Here is a 15,558-nt window from a genome sequence, read left to right on the forward strand (position 1 = left end):
TTCATTTCGTTTTTCTGGCTAAACCATTCTTTTGCCGGTGTAAGACTTATGGCCGGACTTACTGGCAAATCGGAGGGGTAGCCACGTGACCGATCGGGGACAGGTCATCCGTCCGTTGATCGCGACCACCGTCATCGCCGCGGTCGCGGTCGGAGCCGCCTACACGTTCGGCCCCGGCGCTCAGGCCGAGAAGGTCGGCGCCGAGAAGGCCGGCCGTACGGTGGCCCCGAAGGCGCAGCGGCAGCAGGTCAGGGCGGAGACGCTCACGGCGGCCGACACCTGCGCCGTCAACGTGAAATATCCCAAGCGCCAGCTACGCGGCGTCTGGATCGCCACCGTGCACAATCTCGACTGGCCGTCGAAGCCGGGACTGCCGCCCGACCGGCAGAAGGCCGAATACGTGAAAATCCTCGACAACGCCGTGAAACGGCGCCTGAACTCGGTCTTCTTCCAGGTCCGGCCCGCCTCGGACGCGATCTACCGCTCGTCGCTGGAGCCGTGGTCCCAGTGGCTCACCGGCACGGCGGGCCAGGACCCGGGCTGGGACCCGCTGCCGTTCCTGGTCGACGAGGCCCACAAGCGCGGCCTGCAGTTCCACGCGTGGTTCAACCCCTACCGGGCGGCCGACTCCGCCTCCTCCAAGCTGCCCGCCGGGCACCCGGCGCGGCTCCACCCCGACTGGACCGTCAAGCACGAGGGCAAGCTGTACTACAACCCCGGCCTGCCGCAGGTGCGCGGCTGGGTGACCAAGGTCGTGACCGACGTCGTCAAGCGCTACGACGTCGACGGCGTCCACTTCGACGACTACTTCTACCCCTACCCCGGGCAGGGCACGCGGTTCGCCGACCAGGCCGCGTACAAGAAGTACGGCAAGGGCGTGCCGCTGGCCGACTGGCGGCGGCGCAACGTGAACCAGCTGGTCGCCGAGGTCTCGCAGGCGGTCCACTCGGCCAAGCCGCACACCGTCTTCGGGATCAGCCCGTTCGGCATCTGGCGCAACAAGGCCGAGGACCCGGCGGGTTCGGCCACCAAGGGCATGTCCGCCTACGACTCGATCTACGCGGACGCCAAGGCGTGGATCAAGGCGGGCTCGGTCGACTACGTCATGCCCCAGCTCTACTGGCCCCGCGGGTTCGCCGCGGCCGACTACTCCGTGCTCGCCAAGTGGTGGGCCGACGCGGTGAAGGGCACCGCCGTCGACCTCTACATCGGGCAGGCCCTCTACCGGGTCGGGGCCGCCGACACCCCCGCCTGGACCAAGGCGGGCGAGCTGCCCGCCCACCTCACCCTGAACCGCAAGTATCCGGAGATCTCGGGCGACGTCTACTTCAGTGCGGCGCAGCTGGTGAAGAACCCGTTGGGCGTGCTCGACCGGATCGCGAAGAGCCACTACGCCCGCCCGGCGCTGCCGCCGGTGCTCAGGGCGAGCGCCACGCCGCCCGTCGCCCCGCGCGCGGTGAAGGCCTCCGGCGGGACGCTGACCTGGCAGGCCCAGCCGGGCGCGCAGGCGTACGGCGTCTACCGGGTGGCGGACAAGGACGCCTCCTGCGCGACGGCGGACGCGCGCAACCTGGTGGCGGTCGTGCCGGCCTCCGGCGCCCCGTCGTACGCCGCCGGCGGCTCCGGCACCTACTACGTCACCACCGTCGACCGCCTCGGCAACGAGAGCCCGGCGACCCGGGCGGGCTGACGCGGGGCCCGATGGCGTTCATCCCTCGTCGAGCTCGGCCAGGAGCTCCCGCTTGCGCTCGGCGGGGATGAGCCGCCAGTCGACGTCCTCGAGTGCGCCGTCCATGGCCCACAGCGCGTTCAGCGACAGTCCGGGCGTGTCGGCGTCCCGGAGGCGCCGGTAGGCCTCCACCGCCCCGAGCTCGGCGAGCCGCTCCGGGTTCTCGATGCCCACCCGCCCGAGCCACTCCCCGCTCTTCGGTCCCAGATTGCGCATGTCCTCCAGCTTCATCCGTTCATTGTGTGGCTGCGCGGGCGCCGACGGGTCCGGTAGCGTGGTCGCGAGTTTTTCCAAGATCATGTGCGGGTCTGGGGGTCACGGGTGAGAGGCACGTGGGTGAAGCGCGCGCTCGTCGCCGTCGTGTTCGGCGTGTCGGTCGTGGCCCTCGCCCCGGCGGCGTCCGCGGCGGTCACGGCCGGGCCGGGTGAGAGCGGGACGGCGGCCGGGGAGCGGGTGGTGCTCGTCGGGATTCCCGGGCTGATGTGGAGCGACGTCACCCCGGAGGACACGCCGAACCTCTGGCGGCTCGCCGGCGACTCGGCCCTCGGCTCGCTGTCGGTGCGGGCCGTGCGCAAGGACACCTGCCCGTACGACGCCTGGCTCACGGTCTCGGCCGGGGTGCGGTCGGCGGTGGGCGGCGGGTGCGGCATGGCGCCCACTCCCGAGGCGGACGGGGCGGGGGCGGCGATCCCCGAGTTCTCCTGGCTGTGGGAGGCCCGGGGGCAGCGCGACGCGGGCACGCTCGGGCAGGCCCTGCACGCGGCCGGACGGACGACGATGGCCGTCGGCCCGGGAGCCGCGCTCGCGCTGGCCGACCGCGAGGGCCGGGTCGACGTCTACGCCCCCTCACCGGCGGAGGTCACGCAGTGGTCGGGCGGCGACGTGGTCGCCGTGGAGATCCCCGACCTCATCGCGCCCTACATCTCCGGCGACCGGCTGACCGACGTGCCAGAACTCCTGCCCGCCGCCGCGCGGCGGGCCGCGGCGCGGGCGGCCGACGCGAAGCTCGGGTCGTTCCTGCCGCGGCTCGGATCGGCGACGGTGCTGGTCGCCGGGCTCTCCGACCACGGCTCGGTCCCCCACCTCAGGGCCGCGATGCTCCATGGCGGCGGGATGGCGGGCACGCTCGGCGCCCGCTCCACGCACCGGGACGACATGATCATTGTCCCTGATCTCACCGCCACGATCCTGGCGAGGGCCGGGGTGGCCGCTCCCGCGAACGTCGTGGGCGTGCCGGTCGAGACCCACGCGGCCGCCGCGACCCCGGACGAGCGCGTCGCGGCCCTGCGCACCGCCGACGTGGCCGGGCAGACGATCCGCGACATGACCGGCGTCTTCTTCACCACGCTCGCCGTGCTCCAGGTGCTCTTCTACGTCGTCGCGTTCGTGCTGCTGCGCCGCCGCGACGGACTGCCCGCCGTCCGGGCCGCGGCCGTGGCGCTCGCCGCGATCCCCGTCTCGACCTACCTCGTCAACCTCACCCCGTGGGCCCGTACGGCACAGCCCGCGCTGACGCTCTTCGCCTCGATCGCGGTCATCGCGGCGGCGCTCACCGTGGCGGCCCTCGCGGGGCCGTGGCGGCGCGCCGTGCTCGGGCCGCTGACCGTGATCGCCGCGGTGACCTCGGCGGTGCTGCTCGGCGACCTGCTGACCGGCACCCCCCTGCAGCTCAACAGCCTGATGGGCTACACGGGCGTGGTCGGCGCCCGCTACTACGGCCTGGGGAACATCCCCTTCGCGTTGCTCGCCACGGCCGTGCTGCTCGTCACCACCGCCGCCGCCGACCGGCTGGTCAGGGCGGGCCGCAAGGGCGTCGCGGTGGCCCTGGTCGCCACGCTCGGGGCCTTCGCGATGCTGCTCGACGGCTGGCCGGGCGTGGGCAGCGACTTCGGCGGCGTCATCGCCTTCGTGCCGGGCATCGCGGTCACCGCGCTGATCGTGGCGGGCAGGCGGGTGTCGATCGTGAAGCTGGGCGTCTTCTGCGCCGCGGGCGGCGTGCTGGTGATGGCCATCGCCTACCTCGATCATCTGCGTCCCCCGGCCAGCCAGACCCACCTCGGCCGCTTCGTGGGGCAGGTGGCCGACGGCACGTTCCTGCCGGTGATCTCCCGCAAGCTCGGGGCGATGCTGGCCACGCTGCTCAGCCCCAACCTGATGCCCGTGGTGATCGCCGCGTTCGCGTTCCTCGTCTTCGCGCTGCTGCGGCCGGGGGCGGCGAGCGCCGGGGTCCTGCCGATCGCGTTCGAACGGGCGCCCATGCTCAGGGCGGGCCTGCTCGGCGCGCTCGTCAGCGGGCTGGTCGGCATGCTCGTCAACGACTCGGGAGCCGCGGTGCTGTCCATGGCCCTCGCCCTGGCCGTGCCGCTCGTCCTCAGCGCTGGCATCCGCGCTCTGCAGCACGGCGAGCCGGCCCCGGCGGCCTGATCGCCCGCGGGCCGGTCGTCGCGCGGCGTACGGCCCGGTCAGGAGCAGGCGCTCAGGAGGAGGCGGGCCACGCGTCGGCGAGCAGGTCGCGGGTGTCGCGCAGCAGCTGCGGCAGCACCTTGGTGCGCCCGACCACCGGCATGAAGTTGGTGTCGCCGCCCCAACGGGGCACGACGTGCTGGTGGAGGTGGGCGGCGATGCCCGCGCCCGCCACGCCGCCGAGGTTCATGCCGACGTTGAAGCCCTGCGCTCCGCTCGCCTTGCGCAGCGCCTGCGTCGCGCGCTTGGTGAACTCGGCCAGCTCGGCCGTCTCCGGTCCGTCGAGGTCGGCGTAGTCCGACACGTGGCGGTAGGGGCAGACCATCAGGTGCCCGGAGTTGTACGGGTAGAGGTTGAGCACGGCGAACACGGCCGATCCCCGCGCCACGATCAGCCCGTCCTCGTCGGACAGCTTCGGGATCTCGCAGAACGGGCAGCCGTCGTCCACCCCGGACCCGCTGGGCTTGTTCTCGCCCTTGATGTAGGCCATCCGGTGCGGGGTCCACAGGCGCTGGAAGCTGTCGGGAACCCCGGCGCCGGCCTGCTCGATCGGCTCTGAATCCACGGTCGTGCTTCCCTCCGGTCCGTCCCCTGTGCCAGGTCGCCGCCGCTCCCGCCCGCACGACGGCTCAGCGGCGGCACAGCGACGGCACGGCAGCAGCATATGACCCCGGGGATCTCTCCCCACCCGCCGGGTTGACCGGGAGCGGCGGAGACACGCTCCCCCGGCGGGGAGCCCGGGCCGCCGGTCCGGCCTGTGTGCCGACATGCGCGGTGCGCCGATATGCGCGGACGCCGGACGGCCCGCCTGGTCGTCGGGCAGAATGCACCTGCCGGACGCCCCCCACCCTTATGGAGCCGTCACATGAGCGAGGCCGCCGCCGTCGAGGAGCGGATGGAAGAGCAGGTCGGCGCGTACACCGAGGCGGGCCTCGGCGACCCGGCGGCGGAGCCGGAACCGCTCGCGGCGACACCCCGGCCCGACGCTCCGACCGCGGACGTCCTCAAAGGCCGCATCAAGGTCGCCGACGAGGTCGTGGAGAAGGTCGCCGCGCTGGCCGCCCTGGAGATCCCCGGCGTCGCCGACCTGGGCGGCGACCTCGAGCGCGTCTTTGAATCCGTACGCGACCGCATCGGCGTGGGGACCAAGCGGGCGACGCAGGGCGTGCGGGCGGAGATCCGGGATCAGCAGGTCTCCGTCGACGTGACCATCGTCATCGTGTACGGCCATGTGGTCATGGACGTCGCCACCGAGGTCAAGGTCAACGTCGCCCGGTCGGTGGGCCGCATGCTCGGCATGCGCGTGGTCGAGGTCAACGTGACCGTCGACGACGTCCGCCTTCCCGGCCAGGGCTCCTCCGCCGAGGCGGCGCCGGCCTCCTGAGTCGGCGCTCGGGCCGGCCGCGGGCCGGTCGTGGGCCGAACGTGCGCGATCGGGCGCCCCGGAGGGGACGCCCGATTCACTGTCTTCCGTCAGACCTGGATGCGGCGGCGGACCGCGTCGACGATCTCGTTGATCGCCTCGTCGATCGGCACGCCGTTCTTCTGCTCGCCGTTGCGGTAACGGAAGGACACCGCGCCGGCGGCGATGTCGTCGTCGCCCGCCAGCAGCATGTACGGCACCTTGGCCTTCTGCGCGTTGCGGATCTTCTTCTGCATGCGGTCGTCGCTCTCGTCGACCTCGACCCTGATGCCCTGCTCACGCAGCCGCTTGGCGACGTCCTGCAGGTAGGGCGCGTGGGCGTCGGCGATCGGGATGCCGACCACCTGCACGGGGGCCAGCCACGGGGGGAAGGCGCCCGCGTAGTGCTCGACCAGCACGCCGAAGAACCGCTCGATCGACCCGAACAGCGCCCGGTGGATCTTGACGGGCCGCTTCCTGGTCCCGTCCGCAGCCTGGTATTCCAGCTCGAACAGCTCGGGCAGGTTGAAGTCGAGCTGGATGGTGGACATCTGCCAGGTGCGGCCGATGGCGTCCCGCGCCTGCACCGAGATCTTCGGGCCGTAGAAGGCCGCGCCACCCGGGTCGAGAACCAGCTTCAGGTTCTCGGACTCGGCGACCTCGCGCAGGGTCTCGGTGGCCTGCTCCCACACCTCGTCGGAGCCGACGTACTTCTCCGGGTCCTTGGTGGAAAGCTCCAGGTAGAAGTCGTCGAGGCCGTAGTCGCGCAGCAGGTCGAGCACGAACCGCAGCAGTGACTTGAGCTCGTCGCGCATCTGCTCCTGGGTGCAGTAGATGTGCGCGTCGTCCTGGGTCAGCCCGCGTACGCGGGTGAGGCCGTGCACCACGCCCGACTTCTCATACCGGTACACGGTGCCGAACTCGAACAGCCGCAGCGGCAGCTCGCGGTAGGACCGCCCGCGCGACCTGAAGATCAGGTTGTGCATCGGGCAGTTCATCGGCTTGAGGTAGTAGCGCGCGCCCTCCAGCTCCATCGGAGGGAACATGCCGTCGGCGTACCAGTCGAGGTGGCCGGAGATCTTGTACAGATTCTCCTTGGTGATGTGCGGGGTGTTGACGAAGGAGTAGCCCGCCTCCTCGTGCCTGCGGCGCGAGTAGTCCTCCATCACCCGGCGGATGATGCCGCCCTTGGGGTGGAAGACCGGCAGGCCGGAGCCCAGCTCGTCCGGGAAGGAGAACAGGTCGAGCTCGGCGCCGAGCTTGCGGTGGTCGCGCTTCTCGGCCTCCTCCAGGAACTTGAGGTACTCGTCCTGCTTCTCGCGGGACTCCCAGGCGGTGCCGTAGATGCGCTGGAGCTGCGGGTTCTTCTCGCTGCCCCGCCAGTACGCGCCGCCGGACCGCATCAGCTTGAAGGCCGGGATGACGCGGGTGGTCGGCAGGTGCGGCCCCCGGCACAGGTCCTTCCAGCACAGCTCGCCCGACTTGGGGTCGAGGTTGTCGTAGATGGTGAGCTGGCCGCCGCCGACCTCGACGTTCGCGCCGTCGGCAGCCTCGGCCGCGCCGCCCTTGAGCCCGATGAGCTCCAGCTTGTACGGCTCGGCGGCGAGCTCCTCGCGGGCCTCGTCGTCGCCGATCGGGCGGCGCCGGAACGTCTGCCCCTGCTTGACGATCTCGCGCATGCGCTTCTCGATGCGCTTGAGGTCGTCGGGGGTGAACGGCTCGCGCACGTCGAAGTCGTAGTAGAAGCCGTTCTCGACCGGCGGGCCGATGCCGAGCTTGGCCTCGGGGAAGATCTCCTGGACGGCCTGGGCCATGACGTGCGCGGTGGAGTGGCGCAGGATGGCCCGGCCGTCGGAGCTGTCGATCGCGACCGGCTCGACCACGTCGCCCTCGGCGACCTCGGCGGCCAGGTCGCGCAGCTCGCCGTTGATCCGGGCGGCGATCACCGACCTGCCGTCGGCGCCGAGCGCCTCCCCGGCCGTCGTACCCGCCGCCACCACGCGCTCGGCTCCGGCGAGGGTGATGCGTATCTCAAGGGCGGCGGACACGGTGGCTCCTTAGGACAGGTTCGATGCGTGGATCTCGGTGGCCGCGCGCACGCGGGGCGGCGGCACCGGTCGCCTCCGATGCTACCGGTGCCGCCGCCCCCTAATGGCGGGGATGCGCCGCGCCCGCCCGCGCCGCCGCGCCCGCGTCCCGGTCACGCCGCCAGAGGGGGCCGGGACCCACCGGGCCCGCGGAGTCAGCACGGCCACGTCCAGTCGCGAATCTCGGCGGGGTCCTCGCCGTACTCACGGGTGTGGGCGCGGGCCCGCAGCCGGGCGTCGGCCATGCGCTGGCGCAGGTGGGCCGCGCGGCTGCCCAGGCCGGGCACCCGGTCGATCACGTCCATCACCAGGTGGAAGCGGTCGATGTCGTTGAGCATCGCCATGTCGAACGGCGTGGTCGTGGTGCCCTCCTCCTTGTAGCCGCGCACGTGCAGGTTGTCGTGCCCGGTGCGCCGGTAGGTCAGGCGGTGGATCAGCCACGGGTAGCCGTGGAAGTTGAAGATGATCGGCCGGTCCGTGGTGAACAGCGCGTCGAACTCGGCGTCGGGCAGGCCGTGCGGGTGCTCGGAGGCCGGCTGCAGCCGCATGAGGTCGACCACGTTGATCACCCGGATCCGCAGCTCGGGCAGGTGCTCGCGGAGCAGCGCGGCGGCGGCCAGGGTCTCCAGCGTGGGCACGTCGCCGGCGCAGGCGAGCACGACGTCGGGGTCGACACCCTCGTCGGTGGAGGCCCAGTCGAGGATGCCCAGCCCGCGGGTGCAGTGGACGACCGCCTCGTCCATGCTCATCAGGTCGAGCACGGGCTGCTTGCCCGCCACGACGACGTTGACGTAGTCGCGCGAGCGCAGGCAGTGGTCGGCGACCGACAGCAGGGTGTTGGCGTCCGGCGGCAGGTAGACGCGCACGACCTCGGCCTTCTTGTTCGCGACGACGTCGAGGAAGCCGGGGTCCTGGTGGCTGAAGCCGTTATGGTCCTGACGCCACACGTGGGACGACAACAGGTAGTTCAGCGAGGCGACCGGCCGCCGCCAGGGGATCTTGCGGGAGGACTCCAGCCATTTGGCGTGCTGGTTGAACATCGCGTCGACGATGTGGATGAAGGCCTCGTAGCAGTTGAACAGCCCGTGGCGGCCGGTCAGCAGGTAGCCCTCCAGCCAGCCCTGGCACTGGTGCTCGCTGAGCACCTCCATGACCCTGCCCCGGGGGCCGAGGTTCTCGTCGGTCGGCAGCAGGGCGGCCTCCCACTCCTTGCCGGTCGCCTCGAAGACGGCCGACAGGCGGTTGGAGGCGGTCTCGTCCGGGCCGAGCAGCCGGAAGTTCGCAGGGTTGGCGGCGATGACGTCGCGCAGGAACGTCCCGAGGACGCGGGTCGGCTCGCTGGAGGCCGACGCCGGAGCCTTGACCTCGACCGCGTATTCCCGGAAGTCGGGCAGCACCAGCGGGCGCAGCAGTTCGCCGCCGTTGGCGTGCGGGCTGGCGCTCATCCGCAGCGGCCCGTCCGGGACGGTCTCCGTGATCGTCGCGATGGGCCGTCCGTCGACGTCGAACAGCTCCTCCGGGCGGTAGGAGCGCATCCACTCCTCCAGGGCCGCCAGCCGGTCCGACCGGTCCCGTACGTCGGTCAGCGGCACCTGGTGGGCGCGCCAGGTGCCCTCGACCGGGAGCCCGTCGACCTCGCGCGGCCCGGTCCAGCCCTTCGGCGTACGCAGGATGATCATCGGGAGCGGGCCGCCGTCGGCCATCTGGTCGAAGACCGTGTCGAGGGTGCCGGCCATCAGCTCGTGCATCTCGGCCGGTTCGTGGCCGGAGACGATGTGCGGGCGGTGGCCGTACCCCTCGAAGAGCTTGATCAGCTCCTCCTCGGGGATCCTGGCCAGCACGGTCGGGTTGGCGATCTTGTACCCGTTCAGGTGCAGGATCGGCAGGACCACCCCGTCGGTGTCCCGGTTGAGGAACTTGTTGGAGTGCCACGCGGTGGCGAGCGGGCCGGTCTCGGCCTCGCCGTCTCCGACCACGCAGGCCACGACCAGGCCGGCGTTGTCGAAGGCCGCGCCGTACGCGTGGGAGAGGGCGTAGCCGAGCTCGCCGCCCTCGTGGATGGAGCCCGGAGTCTCGGGGGCGACGTGGCTGGGGATGCCGCCGGGGAAGGAGAACTGCCGGAAGAGCCGGCGCATGCCCTCGGCGTCCCGCGTGATGTGGGGGTAGCGCTCGGTGTAGGCGCCTTCGAGCCACGCGTGGGCGACCGCCGCCGGGCCGCCGTGGCCGGGGCCGGCGATGTAGATCATGTCCTGGCCCCGCTCCCGGATGATCCGGTTCAGGTGGGCGAAGCAGAAGTTGAGCCCGGGGGTCGTCCCCCAGTGGCCGAGCAGTCGCGGCTTGACGTGCTCGGGCTTGAGTGGCTCGGTCAGCAGCGGGTTGTCCATCAGATAGATCTGGCCGACGGACAGATAGTTCGCGGCCCGCCAGTAGGCGTCGATGTTCCCGTATGCGTTCATGCCCTGACACTTTCCCAACGGTGGCGGCCGAACCAGGGTCTTTCGCCCCAAGATCGAGCTACTCGCGGCGGTAGTCTTGGCGCCATGCCCGGCACCCGATGGCTCGACGAGGAGGAGCAGCGCACCTGGCGCGCCTACCTGCGGACGAGCCAGCTCCTCCAGGAGGCTCTCGAACGGCAGTTGCAGCGCGACTCGAGCATGCCGCACGCCTACTACATGATCCTGGTGGTCCTCTCCGAGTCGCCCGGGCGGACCATGACGATGACGGAGCTGTCCGCCATCCTCCAGTATTCGGTCAGCCGCCTGTCCCACGCCGTCTCCCGGCTGGAGGAGAAGGGCTGGGTGCGGCGGCTCAAGCGGCCGGCGGACCGGCGCACGACCGTCGCCGAGCTCACCGACGAGGGCTACGCCGCGATCGTGAAGGCGGCGCCGGGCCACGTGGAGGAGGTCCGGCGGGTGCTGTTCGACCCCCTCACCCCCGGTCAGGTGCGGCAGTTCCGCGAGATCCTCGCCACGATCCTCGCGGCCTTCGAACACCGGGCCGACGAGGTCGAGGGTCCCCGCGAACTCGACGCCGCCCAGTGAACGGCGCCGGCCGTCACCCGACGGCCGGCACCTGCTCGGGTGACAGGGCGAAGTGGACGCGGATGCTCGTCCCCCGCGGGTGCCGATGGACGCGGACCAGGTCCGCGAACTCGTGGGCGACGAGCAGGCCGCGTCCGTGGGTGGCGTGGTCGGGGGGCGGCACCCGCCCCGCGAGCGGGTCGGCGATCCGGCCGCCGTCGTCGATCTGGCACACCAGCGTCCCTGCCTCGGTCCAGACCGTCAGCGTGCCGGCCCCGTCGGTGTACTCCCCGGTGTTGGTGGCCAGCTCGTTCACGGCGATGAGCATCTCGGTCAGGCGCCGCGCCCCGAGCCCGGCCGCGAGGGCCTCGCGGGACAGGAACGCGCGCAGCGCCGGCAGAGCGCGCAGGCCTCCGAAGCGGTAGGCCGCCGCGGTCGGCGGAGGGGCGGGCAGCGGGACGTCGAACGCGGCGGCGGTCTCGATCGGATCGGTGTAGACCGGGCTGTCCCAGACGCCGGTCGCGTCCTGCATGACGGGATGGGTCCGGTGCGCGTCGGCGACCGCCTCCGGGTTCAGCCGCGCCACGTCGTACGGGCACAGGATCGCGGCCTCCTCGGCGGCGAAGACCGCGTTGATGAGGGCCTCGTGCTGGGCGCAGGCGGGATACTCGATCTCGCTGCGCCCGTCCCAGATGGGCTCGCCGATGATCCAGACGCGCCGGCCCGCGTGCTCGCGGAGGAAAGCGAGCAGGACCGACGGGATGATCCGCCCCGGGTTGCGGCCCGCGACGCTCATGTCCCGGAAGACGACACGATGGGCGTCGCTTCCAAGGCGGGCCCGGATCAGCTCGCCGTTGCCGCCCGGCACGGCGACCATCGCGGGTTCCTCGGCGGCCAGAGCGTGCCGGAGGAAGGCGGCGCATTCCGCGGCGTACTCGTCCTCGTCCCGGTACAGCAGCCCAATGTGGTCGAACCCGGTCATGCCGTCACCTCCGCGCGGTCGACCGCGCCGAGGATCCCCTCGCCGCCCAGCACCTGTAACAGCCGGGCGACCTGAGGCGGGCACCCGATCACCCTGATCCCTCCGCGAAGGGCACGGTGGCTCTCGATCAGCAGCCGTGCGACCGCCGCGTCGGCGAAGCGCAGCTCCGACAGGTCGACGGTCAGCGGTCCGCGCGCGTCCGGCAGGTCCTCCCGCAGTCCGGCGAGCGTGGCGGCGAGCGCCTCCCGGTTGGACGCGTCGGCCTCACCGGTGAGGGCGAGGCCGGGTGGAACGGCCGTCCGCCGCATGCGCAACAGCGGGACCCAGCTCTCGTCCGGCCCGGGGCCGAGCCGGGAGGGGTGGGCGGCGGAGATCCGGTCGAGCGCCTCCGGCGGCATCGTCCGCCGGTCGTACAGGCACATGGCGAGGGCCTGGCCACCGGAGAAGACCCGGTTGACCTCGGCCTCGTACCAGTGGAGGCGCTCGACGCCGGGGACCTGCGAGGCCGCCCAGGACATGTCGCCCAGCGCCCACAGGCCGGCGTAGCCCGCTTCGAGGGCGTCCGCGAGCATCCGCCGCCAGCCGTCGATCGCCGCCTCCGGGTCGAAGGAGCCCGACGCCAGGTAGGTGTCCCCGGCGGCGTACACCTGCAGTGCGCCGGTTTCGCACAGCGCCCGGGCGTCCACGCCCTGGGTCACGAGCTCGTCCACGGCTTTCTCCGGGGAGCCCGCGGAGAAGTGGACGACCCTGTTGCCGCCGCCGACGCCGACGCGGACGAACCGGGCGACGGCGGTGAGGCGTTGCTCCTCGTCGTCGTAGACGTCGCACACGTGATCGCCGGCGACCAGCCGGTCGAACAGGGACGGGACCATGGCCACCTCATAACGCGCCGCCTGAGGAATGCGGGCACCCCCAGGCTATAGGCGTTCGTGCGCGCCGGACCGTCGCCGCCGATCCCCCTGTGGCGGGCCGGCGGGTTCAGGCGCCGGGGTCACGCCGCGCTTCCGGGTTGTTCCGGGCGATGGCGGCGTTGAGCGCGGTGGCGAAGAGCGTCCACCCGGCGTACGGCAGCAGCAGGAGCCCGGCCGTGCGGTCCTCGCGCAGGAGGCGGCGGGTCAGCAGCGCGTTCGACACGTCGAGGGCGAGGATCTCCGCGAGCGCGAGGCGGGGGTTGCGCGCCTTGAAGAACAGCGGCGGCCAGGCCGTGTTGAGCGCCAGGTTCACCGCGAGCGCCCGCCGCAGGGCCGGCCGTGAGCCGTCGCCGGCCCGCGACAGCGCGCGGGCGGAGGCGTAGGCGATCGTCGCGTACAACGGCGTCCAGACCAGGCCGAACGTCTGCGGCGGCGGCTGCCAGGAGGGCTTGCGCAGCCGGCGGTACCAGCCGGAGCGCGCGTCGGTGGACAGGCCGCCGACCGCGGCGGCGGCGGTCACGGCGAGGGCCGTGCGCAGCAGCGTCTTCGTCGATGTGGATCTCATGGATCTTCCTCTGCCCCGTGCGGCGCCTTCATGCGGGGATGTGGTTGCGCAGGCGCAGCGCGTCGGGATACGGGGACAGGTAGGTCTGGTCGCGGACGTAGTCGACCCCCGCGCCCCTCGCGTGGTGCCGGAGCAGGGCGATCGGCACCGTCAGGGCGACCCTGCGGGCCCCGTACGACGCGATCACCTCGGCCACGTCGGCCCGGCGGACCGGGTCGAGCTCCCGGCCGATCATGCCGAGGCAGTGGTGCAGGACGTTGACGTGGCGCCCGACCGTGGCTCTGGTGGCGAGGGCCGTCCGGAACGCCCGGTCGTAGTCCCTGGCCAGCGCGTCCCTGGCCGGCGCGTCCCTGGGCCGCTCGCCCGCCGCCGCCACGAGCCGCCCGATCTCCCGGTACGCCGCGGGCGCGTGCGCGAGGATCTGCATCTTGTGCCGGGCGTGGAAGGCGACCAGGTCGCGGGGGCGCCAGTCGCCTGCCAGCAGGGCCCGCAGGCGGGCCGAGGCGAAGATCCGCTCGACGAACTCCTCGCGCAGCACGGCGTCGTGCAGCCGGCCCTCGTCCTCGATCGCCAGCTCCGGCCGGGCGGCGGCGATCGCGGCGGCGAAGACTCCCCTGCCGCGCCGGTCGGCCGGCCCGCTCTCTCCCCCGTACACGGGGATCCCGTGGAGTCCGCAACTCGGGCTCCTCGACTTGAACACGTACCCGTCGACGTCCGCCAGACCGGCCACGCGCCCGGCGGCGAGGGCGGTCATCGGCGCGGTCAGGTCCGCGCGCGTCCGGCGGGTCATCAGCCGGGGCCCGTCGGCGGAGCGCTCCAGGCGGAGCGTCTCGCGCGGAGCGCCGAGACCGATCTCGATCTCGGGGCAGACCGGCACCCAGTCCACGTGCTCCGACAGTTCGGCGGTGAGGAACCGGTCACGGCTGTGGCCGCCGTCGAACCGCACTGGAGCGCCGAGCAGGCAGCTCGACACGGCCACCCTGGGCCTGATCCCCTCCGCCGGTTCCATGGTCAGGCCGCCGTCCGCAGCAGCGTGGACAGGCGGTGCAGACCGCGCGCCGTACGCGCCTTGACCGTGCCGAGCGGGACGCGCAGATGCTCGGCGATCTCCCGCTGGGTCAGGTCCCCGTAGTACGCCAGCTCGATCGCCTGGCGCTGCACCTGGGGCAGGGCGGCGAGCGCGCGCCGGACGCGGTCGCGGTCGGCGAACTCGTCGCCGTCCAGCCGGCCGTCGTGCCCCGCCGGGTCTGGCACCGCATCGAGCGGCACCGTCGCGGGCGTGCGCGCCCGCAGGTGGTCCACCGCGCGGTTGCGGGCGATGCCGTACAGCCAGGCCGACAGGCTGCGGCCCGGGTCGAAGCGGTGCCGGAAGCGCCACACCTCGGTGAAGACGACCTGGAGGACGTCCTCGACGTCCTGCGGCGGCACGAGTCTGCGCAGGTAGGAGCGCACGGCCGGCGAGTGGGAGCGGTAGCACTCCCCAAGGGCGCCCACGTCTCCCGCGGCGAGGCGGAACTCCAGCGTCTCCTCCATCGGCCCCCCTTGACGCGAAAACTTATTCAAAATCTATTCATAACTGTCCGCGCTTGGAGAGGGCAACCATGGGGGCCGAACGCTGGATTCAAAAAGCACCAAAGGGCGCGAATTCACCGCAGAGTGGTCATTACCGCCGAGATGGCGTCGCGAAACGTCGTCACCCGGACGACCTCCGCGGGCAGATCGTCCCCCCAACCGGGGCCGCCTGCCACGACGCGGCAGGCGGGGCGCAGCCGCGGCAGACCGGCCAGCGGCGCCGGATCGCCGGTCTCCCGCATCTGCGACCACACGAACACCGCCGCGGGGCCGAGACGGCGCATCGCGTCCGCCAGCGCCCGGTACGGCGTGCGCGCCCCGAGCACACGGGTCTCCACCCCGAGCGCGCCGAGCGCCGCGGCCAGGGCGTGGACCGGCAGCGCGTGCTGCTCCTCCTCGGCGGCGGCCAGCAGGACCGGACGGGGATGCACGGGCGAGGGCGCACGGGCGGCGAACCGCGCGAGCGCGGCCTGGAGCCGCTCGGAGAACAGGTGCTCGACGTCGATCCCGGCGCACGTGTCCCGCTGCCTGCGGCTGACGGCCGCGAACACCGGCAGCACCAGCCGCTCCCACGTCCACACCACGCCGTGCGTGGTCAGCGCCGCGTCCAGTCCCGCGCTCATGGTCGGGGCGTCCAGCGCCGTCACCGCGCGGGCCAGCATCACCGCCGACAGCAACCCGGGTTCCGGGGCCTGCCGTACGGCGGGCGCGGGCGGCACGCGCGGCTCGGACGGCACGTGCGGCTCGAAGGGCCCGGAGGACTCATGCGGCTCGGACGGCACCAGCGGCGGTTTGGCGGGCGCAGGGGACTCCGGCGGCGCGGCGGC

At 72.5% G+C, this 15,558-nt stretch carries 14 protein-coding genes; 4 read left to right on the top strand and 10 right to left on the bottom strand.

Annotated features, from left to right (window positions below):
- Nucleotides 1–85: 85 nt before the first annotated feature.
- Nucleotides 86–1,690, top strand: a complete 1,605-nt coding sequence (locus AB0J39_RS22860; protein WP_363468005.1) for a family 10 glycosylhydrolase — start codon at nucleotides 86–88, stop codon at nucleotides 1,688–1,690.
- A gap of 18 nt (nucleotides 1,691–1,708) precedes the next feature.
- Here AB0J39_RS22860 and AB0J39_RS22865 read toward each other — a convergent pair whose 3' ends face one another.
- Nucleotides 1,709–1,960: a TfoX/Sxy family protein gene (locus AB0J39_RS22865; protein WP_363468007.1), complete on the bottom strand. Its 252-nt coding sequence runs from the start codon at nucleotides 1,958–1,960 to the stop codon at nucleotides 1,709–1,711.
- Nucleotides 1,961–2,065: 105 nt separating this feature from the next.
- On the opposite strand from AB0J39_RS22865, the gene AB0J39_RS22870 reads away from it, so the two are divergent.
- Nucleotides 2,066–4,153 (top strand): hypothetical protein, encoded by a 2,088-nt coding sequence (locus AB0J39_RS22870; RefSeq protein WP_363468009.1) that lies wholly within the window; start codon nucleotides 2,066–2,068, stop codon nucleotides 4,151–4,153.
- Between the two features lie 52 nt (nucleotides 4,154–4,205).
- Here AB0J39_RS22870 and AB0J39_RS22875 read toward each other — a convergent pair whose 3' ends face one another.
- Nucleotides 4,206–4,757 carry an HIT domain-containing protein gene (locus AB0J39_RS22875; protein ID WP_346227065.1) on the bottom strand — a complete coding sequence of 184 codons (552 nt, stop codon included), beginning with the start codon at nucleotides 4,755–4,757 and terminating at the stop codon, nucleotides 4,206–4,208.
- 300 nt (nucleotides 4,758–5,057) lie between these two features.
- On the opposite strand from AB0J39_RS22875, the gene AB0J39_RS22880 reads away from it, so the two are divergent.
- Entirely contained in the window at nucleotides 5,058–5,576 is a 519-nt protein-coding gene (locus AB0J39_RS22880; protein WP_363468011.1) for an Asp23/Gls24 family envelope stress response protein, read from the top strand.
- 89 nt (nucleotides 5,577–5,665) lie between these two features.
- On the opposite strand, the gene thrS is transcribed toward AB0J39_RS22880, so the two are convergent.
- Entirely contained in the window at nucleotides 5,666–7,642 is a 1,977-nt protein-coding gene (thrS, locus tag AB0J39_RS22885; protein ID WP_363468013.1) for a threonine--tRNA ligase, read from the bottom strand.
- Nucleotides 7,643–7,836: 194 nt separating this feature from the next.
- Nucleotides 7,837–10,137: a phosphoketolase family protein gene (locus AB0J39_RS22890; protein ID WP_363468015.1), complete on the bottom strand. Its 2,301-nt coding sequence runs from the start codon at nucleotides 10,135–10,137 to the stop codon at nucleotides 7,837–7,839.
- An 84-nt stretch (nucleotides 10,138–10,221) separates the two neighbouring features.
- On the opposite strand from AB0J39_RS22890, the gene AB0J39_RS22895 reads away from it, so the two are divergent.
- Entirely contained in the window at nucleotides 10,222–10,722 is a 501-nt protein-coding gene (locus tag AB0J39_RS22895; protein WP_363468017.1) for a MarR family transcriptional regulator, read from the top strand.
- A 13-nt stretch (nucleotides 10,723–10,735) separates the two neighbouring features.
- On the opposite strand, the gene AB0J39_RS22900 is transcribed toward AB0J39_RS22895, so the two are convergent.
- The 6 genes from AB0J39_RS22900 to AB0J39_RS22925 all read right to left on the bottom strand — a co-directional run.
- Entirely contained in the window at nucleotides 10,736–11,683 is a 948-nt protein-coding gene (locus AB0J39_RS22900; protein ID WP_363468019.1) for a sensor histidine kinase, read from the bottom strand.
- Nucleotides 11,680–12,555, bottom strand: a complete 876-nt coding sequence (locus tag AB0J39_RS22905) for an MEDS domain-containing protein (protein ID WP_363468021.1) — start codon at nucleotides 12,553–12,555, stop codon at nucleotides 11,680–11,682. Before AB0J39_RS22905 ends, AB0J39_RS22900 begins: the two co-directional genes overlap by 4 nt.
- A gap of 106 nt (nucleotides 12,556–12,661) precedes the next feature.
- Nucleotides 12,662–13,159: a TspO/MBR family protein gene (locus AB0J39_RS22910; protein WP_363468023.1), complete on the bottom strand. Its 498-nt coding sequence runs from the start codon at nucleotides 13,157–13,159 to the stop codon at nucleotides 12,662–12,664.
- A gap of 28 nt (nucleotides 13,160–13,187) precedes the next feature.
- Nucleotides 13,188–14,168 carry a DUF523 and DUF1722 domain-containing protein gene (locus AB0J39_RS22915; RefSeq protein ID WP_363468025.1) on the bottom strand — a complete coding sequence of 327 codons (981 nt, stop codon included), beginning with the start codon at nucleotides 14,166–14,168 and terminating at the stop codon, nucleotides 13,188–13,190.
- 2 nt (nucleotides 14,169–14,170) lie between these two features.
- On the bottom strand, nucleotides 14,171–14,692 hold the full coding sequence (locus tag AB0J39_RS22920) for a sigma-70 family RNA polymerase sigma factor (protein ID WP_363468026.1): 522 nt from the start codon (nucleotides 14,690–14,692) through the stop codon (nucleotides 14,171–14,173).
- A gap of 113 nt (nucleotides 14,693–14,805) precedes the next feature.
- Nucleotides 14,806–15,558, bottom strand: a 753-nt coding sequence (locus AB0J39_RS22925; RefSeq protein ID WP_363468028.1) for a MerR family transcriptional regulator, incomplete at its 5' end; no start/stop codon positions are given.

Origin of the sequence: Microbispora sp. NPDC049633, from assembly GCF_040675265.1 — a bacterium.
Classification (GTDB): Bacteria; Actinomycetota; Actinomycetes; order Streptosporangiales; family Streptosporangiaceae; genus Microbispora; species Microbispora maris.